Source organism: Flavobacterium sp. MMLR14_040 (genome assembly GCF_033657265.1).
Classification (GTDB): domain Bacteria; phylum Bacteroidota; class Bacteroidia; order Flavobacteriales; family Flavobacteriaceae; genus Flavobacterium.
In genome coordinates, this window is the sequence record NZ_JAWVWO010000002.1 from 529,944 (window position 1) to 547,596 (window position 17,653).

At 35.8% G+C, this 17,653-nt stretch carries 12 protein-coding genes; 2 read left to right on the top strand and 10 right to left on the bottom strand.

Translation table 11 applies throughout. The features are described from left to right. Window positions 1-287 precede the first annotated feature (287 nt). Window positions 288-1,106, bottom strand: a complete 819-nt coding sequence (locus SD960_RS05055) for a helix-turn-helix transcriptional regulator (protein WP_318801260.1) — start codon at window positions 1,104-1,106, stop codon at window positions 288-290. A 99-nt stretch (window positions 1,107-1,205) separates the two neighbouring features. Between SD960_RS05055 and SD960_RS05060 the strand changes: the two genes are divergently transcribed. Together SD960_RS05060 and SD960_RS05065 are read left to right on the top strand one after the other, a co-directional pair. Further along, complete coding sequence (locus SD960_RS05060) at window positions 1,206-2,420, top strand: MFS transporter (protein ID WP_318801261.1); 1,215 nt, start codon at window positions 1,206-1,208, stop codon at window positions 2,418-2,420. Window positions 2,421-2,736: 316 nt separating this feature from the next. Further along, complete coding sequence (locus SD960_RS05065) at window positions 2,737-4,107, top strand: phophatidylserine decarboxylase associated domain-containing protein (RefSeq protein ID WP_318801262.1); 1,371 nt, start codon at window positions 2,737-2,739, stop codon at window positions 4,105-4,107. Window positions 4,108-4,284: 177 nt separating this feature from the next. On the opposite strand, the gene SD960_RS05070 is transcribed toward SD960_RS05065, so the two are convergent. The 9 genes from SD960_RS05070 to SD960_RS05110 form a co-directional block, all read right to left on the bottom strand. Then, window positions 4,285-5,865: a sodium:solute symporter gene (locus SD960_RS05070; RefSeq protein ID WP_318801263.1), complete on the bottom strand. Its 1,581-nt coding sequence runs from the start codon at window positions 5,863-5,865 to the stop codon at window positions 4,285-4,287. Next, entirely contained in the window at window positions 5,862-6,926 is a 1,065-nt protein-coding gene (locus SD960_RS05075) for a Gfo/Idh/MocA family oxidoreductase (protein ID WP_318801264.1), read from the bottom strand. The genes SD960_RS05070 and SD960_RS05075 overlap by 4 nt, the downstream gene beginning before the upstream one ends. A 147-nt stretch (window positions 6,927-7,073) precedes the next feature. Then, a complete protein-coding gene (locus SD960_RS05080; protein ID WP_318801265.1) occupies window positions 7,074-9,575 on the bottom strand; it encodes a right-handed parallel beta-helix repeat-containing protein in 2,502 nt (833 codons plus the stop codon). Window positions 9,576-10,007: 432 nt separating this feature from the next. Continuing rightward, window positions 10,008-12,149 carry a bifunctional aldolase/short-chain dehydrogenase gene (locus SD960_RS05085; RefSeq protein WP_318801266.1) on the bottom strand — a complete coding sequence of 714 codons (2,142 nt, stop codon included), beginning with the start codon at window positions 12,147-12,149 and terminating at the stop codon, window positions 10,008-10,010. A gap of 372 nt (window positions 12,150-12,521) precedes the next feature. Then, window positions 12,522-13,352, bottom strand: a complete 831-nt coding sequence (locus tag SD960_RS05090; RefSeq protein WP_318801284.1) for an amidohydrolase family protein — start codon at window positions 13,350-13,352, stop codon at window positions 12,522-12,524. 2 nt (window positions 13,353-13,354) lie between these two features. Further along, on the bottom strand, window positions 13,355-14,152 hold the full coding sequence (locus tag SD960_RS05095) for an SDR family oxidoreductase (RefSeq protein ID WP_318801267.1): 798 nt from the start codon (window positions 14,150-14,152) through the stop codon (window positions 13,355-13,357). Window positions 14,153-14,481: 329 nt separating this feature from the next. Continuing rightward, the gene (locus SD960_RS05100) at window positions 14,482-15,495 is read right to left on the bottom strand and encodes a zinc-binding alcohol dehydrogenase family protein (RefSeq protein ID WP_318801268.1); all 1,014 of its coding nucleotides are present in this window, start codon (window positions 15,493-15,495) and stop codon (window positions 14,482-14,484) included. 202 nt (window positions 15,496-15,697) lie between these two features. Continuing rightward, window positions 15,698-16,552, bottom strand: a complete 855-nt coding sequence (locus SD960_RS05105) for a fumarylacetoacetate hydrolase family protein (protein ID WP_318801269.1) — start codon at window positions 16,550-16,552, stop codon at window positions 15,698-15,700. A 182-nt stretch (window positions 16,553-16,734) separates the two neighbouring features. Next, window positions 16,735-17,499, bottom strand: coding sequence for an SDR family oxidoreductase (locus tag SD960_RS05110; protein WP_318801270.1), 765 nt, complete (start codon window positions 17,497-17,499; stop codon window positions 16,735-16,737). Window positions 17,500-17,653: the final 154 nt, after the last annotated feature.

The window sequence follows — 17,653 nt, forward strand, 5'->3', positions numbered from 1 at the left end:
AGCTAAAGATAAGTGTTATTTCCACATTTGCCAACCTGTAGTGTCCTGTTATTTCATAACAAACAGGAATTTTTGATAATTATTTAAGGGAAAAATTATGAGTTATCACTTTTTTAGTACTAAAAAAAACGATGTTGAAATTTTTAATGAACACTGATGAAACAGATTTTATCGCGAAGACACGGATTGATGCGATTTTTTTTTATTCTATAAAATATAAATTCGTTTTTATCAGCGTCTTTACGAAGTAAATTCGTTTTATCCACGTTCTGATTTAGGATTATGATTTAAGCAATCATCTTTTCCGAATCGTTTTGATCTTCTAAAATATAATTGGAAGGTGTTTTCCCCAAATGCTTTTTAAACATATAAATAAAAGCACTTGTGGTTTCGTAACCCAAATTAAAAGCGATTTCTTTTATGGATTGTTTTTCGCCCAAACGTTTTATGGCTTCTAATAATTTTAATCGGGTGCGCCAGTCGCTAAAGTTCATTCCCAATTCTTTAATAAATAATCGGGATAAAGTTCTGGTGCTCATAAAGGAGATCTCGGCGTAATAATCAATCGTATTTTTACTTGCAACATCGTTCAGTAAAAGTTCAACTACTTTTTGTAATCTTTCGTGATTGGTTGTTGGCAAAAAAGTGGCACTTGGTTCAATTAAAGCTAATTCATCTAAAAAAACATCGCTGATTCTTCGTTGTGAAGGGGTAAGATTTCCATCAGTTCCAAAAGAAATAATTTTAAAAATAAGCTGTTTTAAAAACATCGGAATATCAAAGGAAAAACTGTTTATTGGTAATCCTTTCATTGCCGACGGATCGATAAAAACACTGTAATAATTAACGTCTTTCTGAAAAGTTACCTGATGTTCTACGCCACCAGGAAGCCACAAGCCCTGTAGCGGATTCACAACCCAAATATTATTTCCAACCACAACATTCATTACACCACGGGTAGCATAAATAAGCTGCCCTCTGGGATGCGAGTGCGAGATACACATTTCATTGTTAACCATTTCAGTGTAACCTATAACAGGTATCGATGGATTCAATTGGTATCCATAATCCTGTGCTAATCGATATGTCCGAATCTGGTTATTCATTGTCCAAATATAGCAATTCTGACACAAATATTCTTTTGACCTTTGTAAAAAATAATACAGCTGTTGTTTTTAACTTATTTAAAAATCAAAAAATAACTCATGGACACTATTAAAGCAAATCCTGATATACTTAAAAAAACCACTTATTCGATCTTATTCATCATTAGTTTTTCTCACTTAATTAATGACCTTTTACAGGCTGTTGTTCCTTCGATTTATCCGCTTTTAAAGGAAAATTTTAATTTAAGTTTTTCTCAAATCGGAATTATTACTTTTACTTATCAAATTGTTGCTTCGATTTTACAGCCTTTTGTGGGAATGTATACGGATAAAAATTCAAAACCTTTTTCTTTAATAATTGGAATGTGTTTTACAATGGTTGGGCTTTTTCTGGTTTCGATTGCTACAAACTTTACTTATTTGTTAATGTCAGTTAGTTTAATAGGTATTGGATCTTCGATTTTTCATCCGGAATCTTCAAGGGTTGCGCATTTAGCTTCGGGCGGAAAAAAAGGATTGGCGCAATCTATTTTTCAATTGGGAGGAAATGCAGGAAGTGCTATTGGACCTTTGTTGGCGGCATTTATCGTTATTCCACACGGACAATCTTTTGTGGCTTGGTTTTGTATTATCGCGATTATTGGGATTTTTGCTTTGTATAAAATTGCACTTTGGTACAGCGAGCATTTATCTTTAAGAAATGCCAATAAATCATCTCATCAAATTGAAACACATCATTTATCGAAAAGAACTGTAACTACTTCACTGATCATTTTATTGGTTTTAATTTTCTCGAAATACTTCTATATGAGCAGTATTACAAGTTATTACACTTTCTTTTTGATCGATAAATTTCACATCAGCATTCAGCAATCTCAGGTTTATTTATTTTTATTTTCGGGTGCAGTTGCTGCCGGAACTTTAATTGGCGGACCAATTGGAGATAGATTCGGTAGAAAATATGTAATCTGGGTTTCAATTTTAGGCGTTGCTCCTTTCACCATGTTATTGCCTTATGTTTCTTTATTTTGGGTTGGAACTTTATCTGTAATCATTGGCCTTATTCTTTCCTCTGCATTCTCTGCCATTTTAGTTTATGCCACTGAATTAATGCCTGGGAAAGTTGGACTTGTTGCCGGCCTTTTCTTTGGATTCGCTTTTGGAATGGGGGGTTTGGGTTCTGCTATTTTAGGAAAAATCGCCGATGCAACGAGTATTGAATATGTATTTAAGATTTGTGCGTTTCTGCCTTTGATTGGAGTTATTACTGGATTTTTACCTAATTTGGAGAAGAGAAAGAAAGTTGAAAATTAATTTTTAATTGCCTCCGGCTTTAGCTGGATGAGAAATAATATAAGCTCAAAAGGCTTTAGCTAAATTATAGATATTTGGCTAAAGCCTTTTTCCATTCTTATTACATATACCTCCAGTTAAAACTGGGGGCAATTCACAAAAAATATAAAGCATTCTGTAGAGATGCTATTTGTTTTTTTTAAATGATATTTTCACAGTCTTTAGTTTCCTATCAACAATATAGCTCTTCATAACACAAAAATAAGCTCCTGTAACTATTTAAAATTTTTGGCTTATTTTCTAAAATACCTTCGTTATAAATTTAATCCAAAAGACTATGGAAACAACTAAATTTATCAAAGCAAAACAATTACTGGGAGGTTGGTTACCCCAAAACCCACAAATTATCGAAGATTGGATTCTGAAAATCAAAAAAAATACCAAAAAAAATCCAACACCGCTTATTCCTGAAATTGTGGAATTTCAAAATCTAGTGTATTCAGATCCTGTGTTGTACGCGAATGTGCAGGGAATGTTTGCCGAAGCTCATTTCTTAAAACAAAGAACCCCTTTACTTTGGGAACCGGAGCCTATCACTTTTGAGGATTTCCTTGTTTTACTCAACGGAATTATGCAAACTGCTCCCGAAGCTTACCAAACCGGTGCTCCAGGAAATCAAACACCTGCAGGCATGATTGGCTTTCCTATTAATGCACTTTTAGCCTGGCCAATGGCAACCAATTTTGGGTATGATGTTTTTTCAAACACATTGGTCAATCAGCAGTTAAAAAAAATATTAAACTATTGGTCTAAATTTTTGATTTCGGAAGATTCCAGATATGTTTTGATAGAAAATGACCCTACAGAAAACGTAATTGCATGGTTAAGCGAATTAGCACAATCCGAAATGATGCAAGTTGCTCAGGAAGCTTTAGGTCTAGAACCGAATCCTATTCCTGCCAACGCCACATTTTCTGATGTTTTTCAGTCTGACCCTTCAGACGTATATTATGGATTCAATAGTTGGGACGATTTTTTTACTAGATTGTTTTGCCCAAATGTGCGCCCTGTTACTCAGCCCAATGATGATTCCATTATTGTAAATGCCTGTGAGTCGGCACCTTTGCAAGTGGCAACTAACGTAGCTTTGTCGGATCAATTTTGGTTAAAAGGACAGCCTTATTCGTTAGAAAACATGATGAATTTTGATGAATTAGCACCCCAGTTTGATGGAGGAACAGTTTATCAAGCATTTTTGAGTGCCTTAAGCTACCACCGCTGGCACAGTCCTGTAAACGGTAAAATCGTAAAAACGGCTGTTATAAACGGTTCTTATTATTTAGAAAATCTATATCAGGGTTTTTACAATCCAGAGGGAGCCGATTCGAGTGCTCCCAACAATTCACAGCCTTTTTTAACTGCAGTTGCCACCAGAGCAGTTATATTTATTGAGGCAGACAATCCGGCCATTGGACTTATGTGTGTAATGCCTGTGGGTATGGCAGAAGTTTCCAGCTGCGAAATAAAAGTACAAGCTGGCGACATTGTAAAAAAAGGCGACGAGCTGGGGATGTTCCATTTTGGAGGTTCAACACATTGTCTGATATTTAGACCGGGCGTTAATTTAGAGTTTAACACTTATGAAACACCAGGTTTGAGCGCTCTTAATAATATTCGTGTAAACACACAAATAGCAAAAGTGGTTTAAAAGGCATTTCATTCATAAAAAAACACATAGTTTTCTAAAATTGAAAAGCTATGTGTTTTTTTTATTTAATTATTATCTAAACATAGCCAGTGGTTTCAACCAGGGGAAACATCACGTTTATCATATTATGTTTCCCCTGGTTGAAACCACTGGCCATGTTGAATAAATAGTTTGAGATTAATTCCCATTAAAAACCAAATACAAAGCCAAAATCGTCAATCCCAATAAACCAAACAACAATTTGACTTTCTTACTAGTTTTAGGAATATCAGTTTCATCTGAAAAATTAATCTCAGGATTTTTATCTGCTAATGAAATAATAATGGCTGATACTAATAATGTAGCAAAAATGTAAAATGAAATTAATAAAAAGTGAGGCCAAACCGGATATTTATCAGCAGGAAAAACCCATAAATATAAAACTCCAACAAATAAACTAAAAGCGGATCCCCAGGATAATGTTGCGTTTACAGCTTTTTTTGTGGTACGTTTCCAAAAAATACTCAAAAGAAAAACTACAGATAATGAAGGCGCCAAAAATCCTAAAACGGCCTGAAAAATATTGAACAAATTTTGTCCTTTTATATTATCAATGGCAACGGCAATCAAAATAGCGAATAAACATCCGGCTGCAATTGTAATGCGTCCAATTTTAATTTGTTCCCTGATAGTCGCTGTCGGATTTATTTTCTTTACATAAATATCATTGGTAAAAACGGTACTTAATGCGTTTAGTGATGAACCAATTGTTCCCACCAAAACGGCAATCATGACACAAATTACCAAACCGTTCATTCCACTTGGGAATAAATTAGTCACCATTGTCATATATGCCAGATCAGAATTTTTGCCTAATTCCGGATATAAAACATAACACAGAATTCCCGGTAAAATAAACAAAGGCAAAGCCAATACTTTCAGCCAGCCGATGAAATTTACGCCCAATTGTCCGTGCTCCAAATTCTTCGCGCCCAAAACACTCTGCACCATTGATTGATCGGTACAGAAAAAAGCAACCGCCGCAACCGGATATCCCAACAAAATAGCCGGCCACGGATAATGTGCGTCGCTTGCGGGTTGTACTAAATTCCAGAAATTAGGAGGCGTTTTGGCAATTAAGGCGCCGATGCCTCCCACTTTTTGTAATCCTAAATAAGATAATGTAAGTGAAACAACAATTAATAAAAGCATCTGAAAAACATTCACTTTTGCAATGGCTTTCAAACCTCCGGCAAAAGTAAAAATTCCCGAGAAAATAACTAAAACGGTAACACTTTGCCACATCGGAATTCCGAGAATTTGGCGTACCAAAATTCCTCCGCTAAATAGTCCTAACGATAACCAACTTACCAGGATTTTTACTAAAGCATACCAGGCCAAAATATTTTGTGTACTGTCGCCATAACGTTTTCCCATATATTCCGGCATAGTGCTGACTTTGCTCGCAATATAACGCGGTGCAAAAACCATGGCCAAAAGCAGTAAGAAAACAAAAGCATACCACTCAAAATTTCCGGCTACAATTCCGGTTGCATAACCAATACTCGCGAAGGCCAATAAGGAGGACGGACCAACATTGGTTCCCCACATATTAAACCCGATACTGTACCATTTTAAGGAATTCCCAGCCAGAAAAAGTGTTTCGTTTTTCTTGCTTTGCTTGACACTTACCACGTAACCAATAATTAATAAGGCTACTAAATAAACGGCAACAATGATAAAATCTAAGGTGGTTAACTTATCGTAAATACTGTTCATAGCTCATATTCTTTTAAAACATCAGCTATTTTAACTGGCAGTCCGGTTTGTAAAGATTTGTCCATTGCCTGTAATAAAGCCACAGTTCCGATACCTTCTTTCATGTCAGGATAGGCCGTGAAATTTTGTTCGATACTATCCACAAAATATTCCAGATAATTTTGATATTCTCCTGCGTGGTGACTTTGTCCTTCAAAACGGAAATAATGTTTTAAGGTCGCATCGCCCCAGGTTATTACTTTTTCTTCGCCAGTTTTGTCTGTAATAGCATAACGCAATTCGTGATAATCGGCCTGGCTTGCGCCTTCGGTTGCACGTAAAATTGTACTCATTCCGCTATCTCTTTGTGCGGGTTGTGTTGGTGATGTGTACACACCGCTAACGCGCGCAATTCTTCCATCGGTTGCTTTGAAAATAAAATGCATTGTATCTTCATTTTTTAATCCCGCCACACTTCCGTTGCTGCTAATCATTCCGTAGCCCATCACTTCTTCAATATTGGGCAAATACCATCTGATGAAATCTACAGGATGGCTTAAACCGCCATAAAGCCATTTGAAAGATTGCAATAACGACCATTCTTTTTCTAAAAACCATCTATGATCGGCGTGATAATGCGCTTCGATTGTAATTAAATCACCGATTATTCCTGCTTCAAAATCATTTCTTTGTCTTTTCGCCGGTTCAAAAAACCGTGAACTTTGACCAATAAAAACTTTCTTTCCTGTTTTCTCGCTCAAGGTTAGTAATTCTTTTGCATCGGCAAGATTATCGATAAAAGGTTTTGTACAAACTACATGTTTTCCGTGAAGTAAGGCTTGTTTTACATGATCGGCATGTAGATGATCCGGTGTATAAATGGCAATGATATCAATTGCGTAATCCTTTAATAAATCATCGTAATTTGTTGTGTACGAATGAAAATCAAATTCTTTTGCTCTTTGTTTGCACAATTCTTCATTTCTGTCGCATACTTTTACAAGCTCTAATTTTGAGCTTTTTAAAGCTGCCGACATTGTACTTCGACCTTCTCCGAGACCTAAAATGGCAATTTTTAACATGAATATATATTTTAGATTGTTGATTTTAGATTTTAGATTCTGTCTAAAAGCCTATTTTCAACTTTGAATTTATTTTTTTTGCCACACATTAAATGATTCTAAAAGATTTTTAATCTGTGTTAATCTTTTAATCTGTGGCTAAATATTTTAATTTATTTTATTTAGAAAAATCCAGGTTTCGTCTGGTTTTGCGCCTTCGATTCCGGTTTGGTATTTTTTCATTAAATTATTCCAATCGTCTACACGTGGATTATTTTCTGTTGTTTTCGGATTCAGTTTATCCAGATTTTCACCTTTCGGAATACTGATTACCAACATCAATTGTCTTCCGTTTTTGAAAACCTGCAATTGCTGAAAATCGGCATTACAGAATCCTTTTGCAATTTCCGGCCATTTTTCAAATTGTGTGATATGATAATCTACATACTCTTTTTGCAGTTTTGGATCATCCACTAAATTGGCTGTTAAAACAATATTTTCCCATTCTGATGCCGGCTTAGAATCTTTACATCTTTCAAAATTTTGGAAATCGTAAACCAGATTATCATAGATTTTAATTTCTAAAGAAGGAAAAGCCAAAGCCAGTTTTCTTTTTGTTCTTTCCGGCTGATTCATTTTTCCGTAAATCACCAAATGATTTTTCCATTGGTACAATTCCTGACCCACAATTCTAAAGCCAACCAAAGTCGATTTGATTTTTTCAATATCAAAATCAGAACCTATTAATTCGATCGCATACGGTTTTGGCATTTCCTGCATTCCCCATTTTTCATCGATTACAACCTCTTTTTCTAAGTCTTTGTATGGTGCTCTGATTCCGGCAGCCTCTTTTATTTTCGTGCTTACATATGGATCATTACGTTCCCAAATATTTCCTTTTGGACCATTATGATTTTTTAGGATTTTCTTTTCGGCAATCCAGTTATTTTTAATGGTGAATCCTTCACTTCCTTCATCTGTATACAAATACAACCACAAAAACGGATCGTGTGCGTATGGACTATTGTACACTTTATCAATATAATTTTCTTCTATTCGGCTGTTTGGCTGAGATGAAAGTGTGTAAATTCCAGAAACATCATGCAAATGTTTGGCATAATGATGAATTTTATTTCCGAGGATTTTATTGTTTTCCATCACATTTTTAGTGTGTGTCCAACCCCAGCCCATTGAAATTCCGCTGTAGGCAACATCCGAAATTTCGTTGTGTTCAATCGTTAGATTTTTTACGAAACCCGCTGCAATTGCTAAGCATCCCCAATCTTCGTTGGCAACGTTGGTGATTAAATTGTCCGCAATTGTTTCATCGGAACAAATTTCTCTTTCGTCTTTGATTATTAATGGTAAATGGGCTTCGAAAGCTTCTTCAGAAAAAACACCAATACTCATAGCGTTTCCGCCAATATCTTTAAATAAATTCCCTTTAATTATATTGTGATTTGTGCCTTTATTGAAATCTAATCCGGTTGAAGATAAATGTTCAAAACGACAAGATTCGAATTGATTGTTATGAGCATAATTAACTTCAACGGCTGCTCTTGGTCTTCCAACCCAACCCTGATTTTCCAGATTTGACTGATTTGGAGTTCCGGGAACTTTCAATTTATAAGCATCCAATAAATACATTCCGGCTTGCAATGGCACATGACCTTGTTGTGAAGGACGAAGCCAGTTGCTGTATTGAAAAGAGATTCCTTTAAAATTAAAATGATGAACCGGAGAATCGATTGTTCCTTTCATTTCGACTAAATTTTCCAGAACCGGAACCGTAACTTTTGCTGAAGTTAAATCTTCTCTTTCTCTCGGTATATAATAGATTTTGGCATTTTTTTTATCCAAAAACCATTCGCCAGGTTCGTTCAACATGGAGACTCCGTTGTTTAAGAAGAAGGCTGAATTTCCGTTATTTTTTGAAATCCACGGCGCCGGCCACGGATGTTCGCTTTGAATACGACTTTCTGGTTGTTCAAATGAAAGTCTTGCACTGTCTTTTTGAACTTCAATATTTTTGATTCGAAGATTAGCCGTTGACCACCATTGAATGATAAACATTTCCATTCCGGGTTCGTACTTTATGGATTTATCTTTAAAAGGAATCCAGCAAGTTTCTGTTGCAGAATCCCAAGAAAGAATTCTGTCCATTTGGTTTCCAGATGTACTTTTGGCCCTAATGGCTTTTTTTCCGTTAACCCAAAGTTGTCTGTAATTGATAATTTCACCTGCTTTTTGAGGTGCATCGGCTACCCAAATATTTGCTTTTTTTACTCCATTTATCGTTGCGCCTTTTTTCCAGTTTTTAATTTCAAAACCTCCGCTAATTATTGGTCTTGCATTTATATCCGCTTCAATTGTCGTTGGACTTTCGGCAGTTCCGGAATCTTCGGGTCTTATAAACAAGGGTTCATTTAAATAATACGTTCCATTTTGAACTATAATATGAATACCATCTTTTATAGAAGGATCTTTTAGGCGACGCAATTCTCTGGCTTTTCTAATTGCCATATGCACGGTTGCCAAGGGATTTTCTTTTGTACCAGGATTTGTATCTTTTCCGGTTGTTGAAACCCAAATTTCAGCAGCCGAAGCGGAAGCAACAGAAAATGTTACTAAAAAAGCTAGAAATATTTTATGTAGGATTGATAAACGCATTTTGTCTTTTTAATTTTATAATGCTTAAAAATAATTCAAACTATAAATTTTATGAATCAAAAACTTATATTCTCAACTATTTTAACATTTTTATCACTAATTGGTAGCAATTTAAAGTAAGACTAAAATATAAGTGTCCTGTACCTTCCTGCAAATCGTTAAAATAAGTGTGTTTTTTACACATTATTTTTTTACCGCAAAGAGCGCAAGGTTTTTTTACTCTTAGTTTTTATATATAAAGGCAAAGTTCGCAAAGCTATTGACTTAGCTTTGCGAACTTTTTTGCTTTTCAAAAGCATTCCTGGATAAAAATCTTTGCGGTCTTTGCGGTAAAAAAATAAGCTTCAAATAAAAAAATAACGTCCGACAATGCCGGACGCTAGATCACAAAAAACCACTTTTGCTTAAACAAACTTAAAAAAAAAACTATTTTTATCTATAGAAACCCATTGATACACCGCCGTCTACGTTTAGTGCGTTTCCTGTCGATTTATCCAGTAAACCGCCCACAAAAGCAAAACATGCATTGGCAATATCGTCGGGTAATATGATTTCGTTTAATAGTGTGCGTTTGGCGTAATACGCCGGCAGTTCTTCCACCGTAATGCCATATGCTTTTGCACGTCCTTCTGCCCAGCCTCCAGACCAAATATTGGAATCTGAAATTACGGCATCAGGGTTTACCGTATTCACACGGATTTTATCTGCGCCCAATTCCGCAGCCATAAGACGCGTTAAATGTGCCTGGGCCGCTTTTGCCGATCCGTAACCTGGGTTATTTGGTCCCGCTACAACTGCGTTTTTCGATACAATGTTTACAATGTCTCCACCGAATCCCTGTTTACGCATTACTTCGATTCCGGCTTTTGAAACTATAAATTGTCCTTTAACCAGAATGTCGTATAATCTGTCCCATTCTTCGAGCGTATGTTCTGCGATAGATTTTGAAATGCTGATTCCAGCGTTGTTTACCACAATATCCACTCCTCCAAAAGCCAAACAGGCTTCGTCTAAGGCTTTTTCTGTACTGCTTTCAGTTGTAACATTCAATAATGTACTGGATATGGCATCTTTTCCAAAAGCTTTTATGAAGTCTTTTGTAGCTTCATCGAGTCTTTCTTCATTGATATCGTTAATGATAACACAAGCGCCTTCCTGAGCAAATTTCTTGGCGATTGCTTTTCCTATTCCTCCGGCTGAACCGGTGATAAGGGCAACTCTTCCTGAAAGTGCTTTTGGTTTTGGCATTCTTTGCAATTTTGCTTCTTCCAATAACCAATATTCGATATCAAAAGCTTCCTGATGTGGAAGTGAGGTATATTCTGAAACCGCTTCTGCACCTTTCATGACGTTTACCGCGTTCACATAATATTCTGATGCCAAACGTGCCATTGTTTTATCTTTGGCAAAAGTGAACATTCCCACTCCAGGATATAAAATTACCACAGGATTTGGGTCACGCATTGCCGGTGAATTATCTTTTTTACATTTGTTGTAATAATCCTTGTACATGGCTCTGTAGCCTTCAAAAGCCGGTTGTAATTTTGCTTTGATGGCGTTTACATCCGATAAATCTTCGTTTGAATCCAATTCCAGAACTAATGGACTGATTTTGGTTCTTAAAAAGTGATCCGGACAAGATGTTCCTAGCGGCGCTAATTTCTCTAAATCATTGGAGTTAATGAATTCCAAAACCCTTGCATCATCGGTATAATGTCCAATCATCTGGCGCTCTGACGAGCAGAATCCTCTCAAAATCGGAGCCACTTTCGCGGCTTTTAGTTTACGTTCGTTTTCCGGTAAACTGTTTATCTTTTGTCCTCCAAAAACAGGACGTTTTTTTCCGTAGTTATCTTCTAAGTAAGTGGCACATTTCTCGATTACTTCAAGAGTGTTGATGTAACTTTCGTATGAAGTATCGCCCCAGGTAAAAAGTCCGTGGGAGCCTAACATAATACCTCTTAATTTTTTCCCTTTTTTTTCTGCTTCTTCAAGGCAAGATCTCAGTTGTAATCCAAGGTCAAAACCCGGGCGCTGCCAGCCTACCCAGCCAATTTCTCCGTCAAATAATTCTTCGGTAATTTTGGCTCCGTCTTTGGCCGCTGCGATTGCAATAGCCGCATCAGGATGCAAGTGGTCGATATGTTTGAAGGGTAAAAATCCGTGTAATGGTGTGTCGATCGATGGTGCTTTTGAAGCCAGATCAAAAATACAGTGGTTGAAAAGTTCCACCATTTCATCTTCAAATTCAATGCCTCTATACACATTTTCCAAATTACGAAGCCTGTCTAAATACAATGCCGCACAGCCTGATTTTGTCAAGGTTCCGATATCGCCTCCTGATCCTTTGATCCACATTACTTCTGAGCTTTCTCCCGTTAAAGGATCTTTGTCGGTGATTTTTACCGAAGTATTTCCTCCTCCGTAATTGGTCAATCTTAAATCGGCTCCAAGTAAATTAGAACGATAAATGAAAAGCGCTACTTCATCCCCTGCCAAGGCTGCTGCTTTGGCCTCATCCCAAAGGTAGCTCACGTGCTTAAAATTCATATGTTTGGTATTTGTATTCGACATCTATAATTGTTTTGGTTGTAATCTTGTTGTGTAAAATAAGAGAATGTAAAAAACATAACTATCCTGTACTATCCTTTATCAAAACGAAGCTATTCAACTGAAAACTAAATATTAACAATTAATGCAGATATAAAAAGAGTATTAAAATTGATGAAAAAGAATTCTCAAAAACATGCGTAAATACATGAAAATTAGATAGAAACTGAGCAAATTAATCTGTAAAAAAAGAAGCTGAAAATGAACTTTCTGAAATAAATTTAAAATAGACCTTATCTATAGAAATTCTAAAAATTAATTGCTAAAAACAGAAAAAAGCCTTCAAATTTTATCAATCTGAAGGCTTTTTTTTTAAAACTTTTAACTGCTTTTGCATTAAAGCTTATAAAATGATATTGCATTTTCATACCAAATTTTATTCTGATTTTCGACAGGTAATTGAGCCATATAATCTTCTAAAGTTTTTACAACTTGTGCATAATTGGAAGCTACATTGAGAACCGGCCAATCTGATCCGAACATTAATTTATCGGCAGAAAAATTTTCGAAAATAACATCTAAATAAGGTTTTAAATCATCGGTTTTCCAATTTTTCCAATCGGCTTCTGTGACCATTCCTGAGATTTTACAGAAGACATTTTCAGCCTTTGAAATTTCCTGAATTCCTTTTTTCCAAGACAAAATATCGCCTGATTTTATATCGGGTTTTGCAATATGATCTATCACAAAAGGCTGATCCGGAAACTGATTTACCAATTCTATCGCAGCGGGTAATTGCCGATGAAAAATGAGAATATCGTAGGTGAAATTGAATTGTTTTAAAGCTGAGATTCCGTTTTGGAAATCTTTTCTCAGCATAAAATCATCGGGCTCGCCCTGAACAACATGTCGAAATCCTTTAATTATTTTATTGGAAGAAAAATGATTTAATCGTTCTTCGATTGTTACACCGCGCAAATCGACCCAACCTACAACTCCTTTTATGAAATCATTTTTTGCTGCCAGATTTACTAAAAAATTAGTTTCGTCTTCTGACTGACTTGCCTGAACAGCGACGCAACCTGAAAACTGATTTTCCTGAAGCAACGGTAAAAGATCTTCGGGCAAAAAATCGCTTTGAATTTTCTGCATCGATTCATCAATCCAGCTATCTCTTACGGGATCGAATTTCCAAAAATGCTGATGTGCATCAATTCGGTTCATGATTTTTAATTTACATCGTTGATTAATGCTCGATCTAAATGCACGTATCCACCATCAACAAAAACAAATTGTCCTGTTGTGTGCGAAGAACGATCTGAAATTATGAAAAGTGCCGTATCTGCAATTTCCTCTGTTTTGGTCATTCTTCCCTCAAACGGAATACTTTTATTGATTTTTTTCAAAACCGCTTCGCCGTCGGGTAATGTTTCAATCCAGTCTTCGTATGCCGGCGTATAACTTTCGGCAATAATAATCGCGTTCGAACGAATTCCAAATTGAATTAAATCAACCGCCCATTCTCTCGTTAATCCTAAAACTCCACCTTTCGCAGCAGCGTAACCTGAAGTTCCGCCTTGCCCGGTTAAAGCAACTTTTGAACCAATATTCAAAATATTTCCTTTTGATTCTTTTAGGTATGGAAGTGCATATTTTACCAATAAAAAATAACTTACTACATTCAGTTTCAACGAATCCATAAATTGTTCGTAAGTCGAATCTAAACCTGCGCCGTCATTTACACCAACGTTGTTTATTACCGCGTCAATTCTTCCGTATTTCTCCACGATTTTCTTTACGGCATTTTCCACTTCATCAGGATTGGTAACATCTGTTTGTACAAATAATGCATCAATTCCTTTTTTCTGAATGGCTTCTGCGTAAGCAAAACCTCTGTTGTTTCTGTCCACTATTACAGGAATTCCGCCTTCATCTGCAATTCGGTTAAGAATCGTTTCTCCGATGCTTCCCTGTTTTCCAGCAGAACCAGAAACAACGATTATCTTATTTTTTAAATTTAAATCCATTTTTTGTGGTTATTTAAGGGTTTAGCAAATAGTTAGTTTTTTTTAAACACATAGAAACATAGATTTCTTTTACGCTAAAAAAGGCGTTTCACTTGCATTAACAAACATAGCTATGTGTGAGAAACGTGTTTCTTTTGATTTACTTTTCTCGAATAAAAACTATGTTTCTATGTGTTTAATTTTTTTTCAGTTTTGTCATCCTGACGAAGGAAGGATCTCCGTAAGAAGCTCCTTCTGGAATTTCGCCAATCTTTGTCGATTTTCTCGCGGAGATTCCTCGTTCCTAGGAATGACAAACTGTTCGTGAAACTTTAATTTAAACTATACTTTTATTCTATCTCAATCAACGCTTTAATTACATTATTTTTTGGATCAATTAATTGTCCAAAATCGGTAATCATTTGGGAGAAATTGGTTCGGTGTGTAATGTATTTTTTTGGATCAATTTTTCCTGTTTTCAGGCAATCCATTACATATTCGAAATCTTCAATAGTCGCATTTCTGCTGCTCATTAACGTTGATTCTCTTTTATGAAAATCAGGATGACTGAAACTCAATTCTCCTTTTTGAAGTCCGACCAAAACAAATCTTCCACCGTGCGAAATATAATTGAAAGCACTGTTCATGACGTTTCTGTTTCCTGTTGCATCAATCACAACATTGGCCATATCGCCATTTGTAATTTCTGCCAGTTTTTGAGCAACATCGTCGTGTAAAGGATTTATTGTTTCATCTGCGTGAAGTTCTTCTTTACAAAAATTCAATCGGTACTCGTTGATATCCATCACGATTACTTTTGCTCCTGCTATTTTAGCAAACTGAATCAATCCTATACCAATTGGTCCTGCGCCCATTACTAAAACAGTATCGGTTGGTTTTACATCCGCTCTTCGAACTCCGTGTGCTGCAATTGCCAATGGTTCAACCAATGCCAATTGATCATAATCAAGACCTTGACCGTGAAGTAAATATTGCTCCGGAATAGTTACATATTCTGCCATTCCGCCATCGATATGTACTCCGAAAACTTTAATATTTACGCAGCAATTCGTCAATCCGTTTCTGCAGGCAACACATTTTCCACAGTTGAAATACGGAATAAAAGTTACTTTATCGCCAGGTTCAAAGCCTTTGGCATTTCCTTTTACATATTCTGCGGCAAGTTCATGACCTAAAATTCTTGGATATTCAAAATAAGGCTGCGTTCCGCCAAAAGCGTGAATATCAGTACCACAAATTCCTATTCTTTTTATTTTCAGTAAAACTTCTCCGTCTTTTGGTTCGGGAATTGGTTTTTCTTTCAGAATAAATTCCTGTGGTTTTTCACATACTATAAATTTCATCTTAAATTTTTTTTAACTCCCTTAAGCATAATGCATTAAAATTCAAACACATAGAAACATAGGTTTTTCTTCTAAAAAAGAAGATAAAAGAAACTAGTTTCCACACATAGCTATGTTTATTAAAACTAGTGAAACGTCTTTTTGAGTATACAAAATCTATGTTTCTATGTGTTAAAAATAATTACACCAAACGAGTTTATAATTACTTTTTGTAAGCCACCGCAGTTTGTTTACTTGTACCCAGGCCTTCGATTCCAAGTTCTACAACATCACCCGCTTTTAGGTAAATTGGATCTGGTTTTATACCCAAACCAACTCCCGGAGGCGTTCCTGTACTAATGATATCACCAGGAAGTAATGTCATAAACTGACTTAAATAATGTACCAAAAATGGAATTTTGAAAACTAAGTTCAACGTGTTACTGTTCTGGTATTTTTTACCATTCACACTAAGCCACATTGATAAATTATCAACATCTTTTACTTCATCTTTTGTCGCCAAAAACGGTCCAAGAGGCGCAAAAGTGTCGCATCCTTTTCCTTTTGCCCATTGTCCGCCACGCTCGATTTGAAATTCTCTTTCACTATAATCATTCAATAAAGCATACCCTGCAACATAATCTAAAGCTTCTGCTTCTTCAACATAACTTGCTTTTTTTCCTACTACAAATGCAAGTTCCACTTCCCAGTCTGTTTTTACACTGTTTTTTGGAATAATTACATCATCGTCAGGACCACATAATGAAGTTGTTGATTTAAAAAAGATGATAGGTTCGGTTGGAATTGGTGCACCGGTTTCTTTACAGTGATCTACATAATTCAATCCGATACAGATTATTTTTGAAGGTCTCGCCACCGGAGAACCTAAACGTACATTTGCATCAACTTCTGGTAAAGTCGGATTGCTTTCTAATGCTTTTTGTAATTTTTCTAAACCATTTTCTTCAAAAAAACTTTCGTTAAAGTCTGTTACAATTGACGAAACATCATATCTTTTTTCACCAATTAAAACTCCCGGTTTTTCTTTTCCGATTTCTCCAAAACGTATTAATTTCATATTTTTTTTAAGTTACTAAGTTGCTAAGGTTCTGAGATGCTAAGTTTTTTTCTTAGCTACTTAAAAACTTAGCAACTTTATTAATATAATTCATTTATTTTTTAAGATGCTAAAGTACTAATATGCAAAGGCTCTGTTTTTTTAACTTAGTATCTCAGAACCTTAGCAACTTAGTATCTTAGCTAGTTATTTAACTTGATAAATCCTCCGTCGATTGGGTAATCGCAGCCTGTGATAAATCCGGCTTCGTCGCTGCATAAGTATAAAGCCAAAGCCGCGATTTCGTCTGGTTTCCCCATTCTGCCGATTGGTTGCGATTGTGATAATTTTTCGAACATTTCTGCTTCTTTGCCTGCGTAGTTTTTCGAAATAAAGCCATCAACAAATGGGGTGTGAACTCTTGCGGGAGAAATTGAATTACAACGAATATTTTCTCCTATATAATCTTTTGCAACAGATAATGTCATGGCCATTACGGCACCTTTTGCTGTTGAATAAGCAAAACGATCCGGAATACCAACCCACGCCGCGATGGATGCCATATTGATAATTACACCTCCATTTGAAAGTCTGAATTGTGGAATTGCCGCAAACAAACAGTTATAAACTCCTTTTACATTGACATCCATAACACGATCAAAATCAGCTGCTGGCGTTGTATCTACTTTTCCAACATGAGCGATTCCGGCATTATTGATAAGAATATTAATATTTCCTATTTTCTCGAATGTTGCTTTTACTTCTTCCTGATTTGCCACATTACAAGCATAAGAAAAACCACTTCCACCCGATTTTAAAATTTCGTCTAATGCATCCTGAGCGCTTTCGATTGTTAAATCTATAATATGAACTTCTGCTCCTTGTTTTGCGAACAAAGTTGCAATCGCTCTTCCTATTCCGCTGCCTCCTCCGGTTACTACCGCTTTTTTATTTTTTAATGAAAACATGTTATAATTATTAAGTCATTTAGTATTTGATGTAGCTCTAGCATTCAAAAAATCATTCTAATTTAATAAATGTAAAAACCACAATTACAAAAGTATATTTTAATATTAATATTTGAGATATATTTTCATATGAATGCCCTAAAATGAGTAAACT

Excerpts from the sequence above, each read along its gene's own strand:
- SD960_RS05100 (WP_318801268.1), bottom strand. The coding sequence starts at position 15,495 with ATGAAATTTATAGTATGTGAAAAACCACAGGAATTTATTCTGAAAGAA.
- SD960_RS05080 (WP_318801265.1), bottom strand. The coding sequence starts at position 9,575 with ATGCGTTTATCAATCCTACATAAAATATTTCTAGCTTTTTTAGTAACA.
- SD960_RS05095 (WP_318801267.1), bottom strand. The coding sequence starts at position 14,152 with ATGGATTTAAATTTAAAAAATAAGATAATCGTTGTTTCTGGTTCTGCT.
- SD960_RS05070 (WP_318801263.1), bottom strand. The coding sequence starts at position 5,865 with ATGAACAGTATTTACGATAAGTTAACCACCTTAGATTTTATCATTGTT.
- SD960_RS05085 (WP_318801266.1), bottom strand. The coding sequence starts at position 12,149 with ATGTCGAATACAAATACCAAACATATGAATTTTAAGCACGTGAGCTAC.
- SD960_RS05075 (WP_318801264.1), bottom strand. The coding sequence starts at position 6,926 with ATGTTAAAAATTGCCATTTTAGGTCTCGGAGAAGGTCGAAGTACAATG.
- SD960_RS05065 (WP_318801262.1), top strand. The coding sequence starts at position 2,737 with ATGGAAACAACTAAATTTATCAAAGCAAAACAATTACTGGGAGGTTGG.
- SD960_RS05110 (WP_318801270.1), bottom strand. The coding sequence starts at position 17,499 with ATGTTTTCATTAAAAAATAAAAAAGCGGTAGTAACCGGAGGAGGCAGC.
- SD960_RS05060 (WP_318801261.1), top strand. The coding sequence starts at position 1,206 with ATGGACACTATTAAAGCAAATCCTGATATACTTAAAAAAACCACTTAT.
- SD960_RS05105 (WP_318801269.1), bottom strand. The coding sequence starts at position 16,552 with ATGAAATTAATACGTTTTGGAGAAATCGGAAAAGAAAAACCGGGAGTT.
- SD960_RS05055 (WP_318801260.1), bottom strand. The coding sequence starts at position 1,106 with ATGAATAACCAGATTCGGACATATCGATTAGCACAGGATTATGGATAC.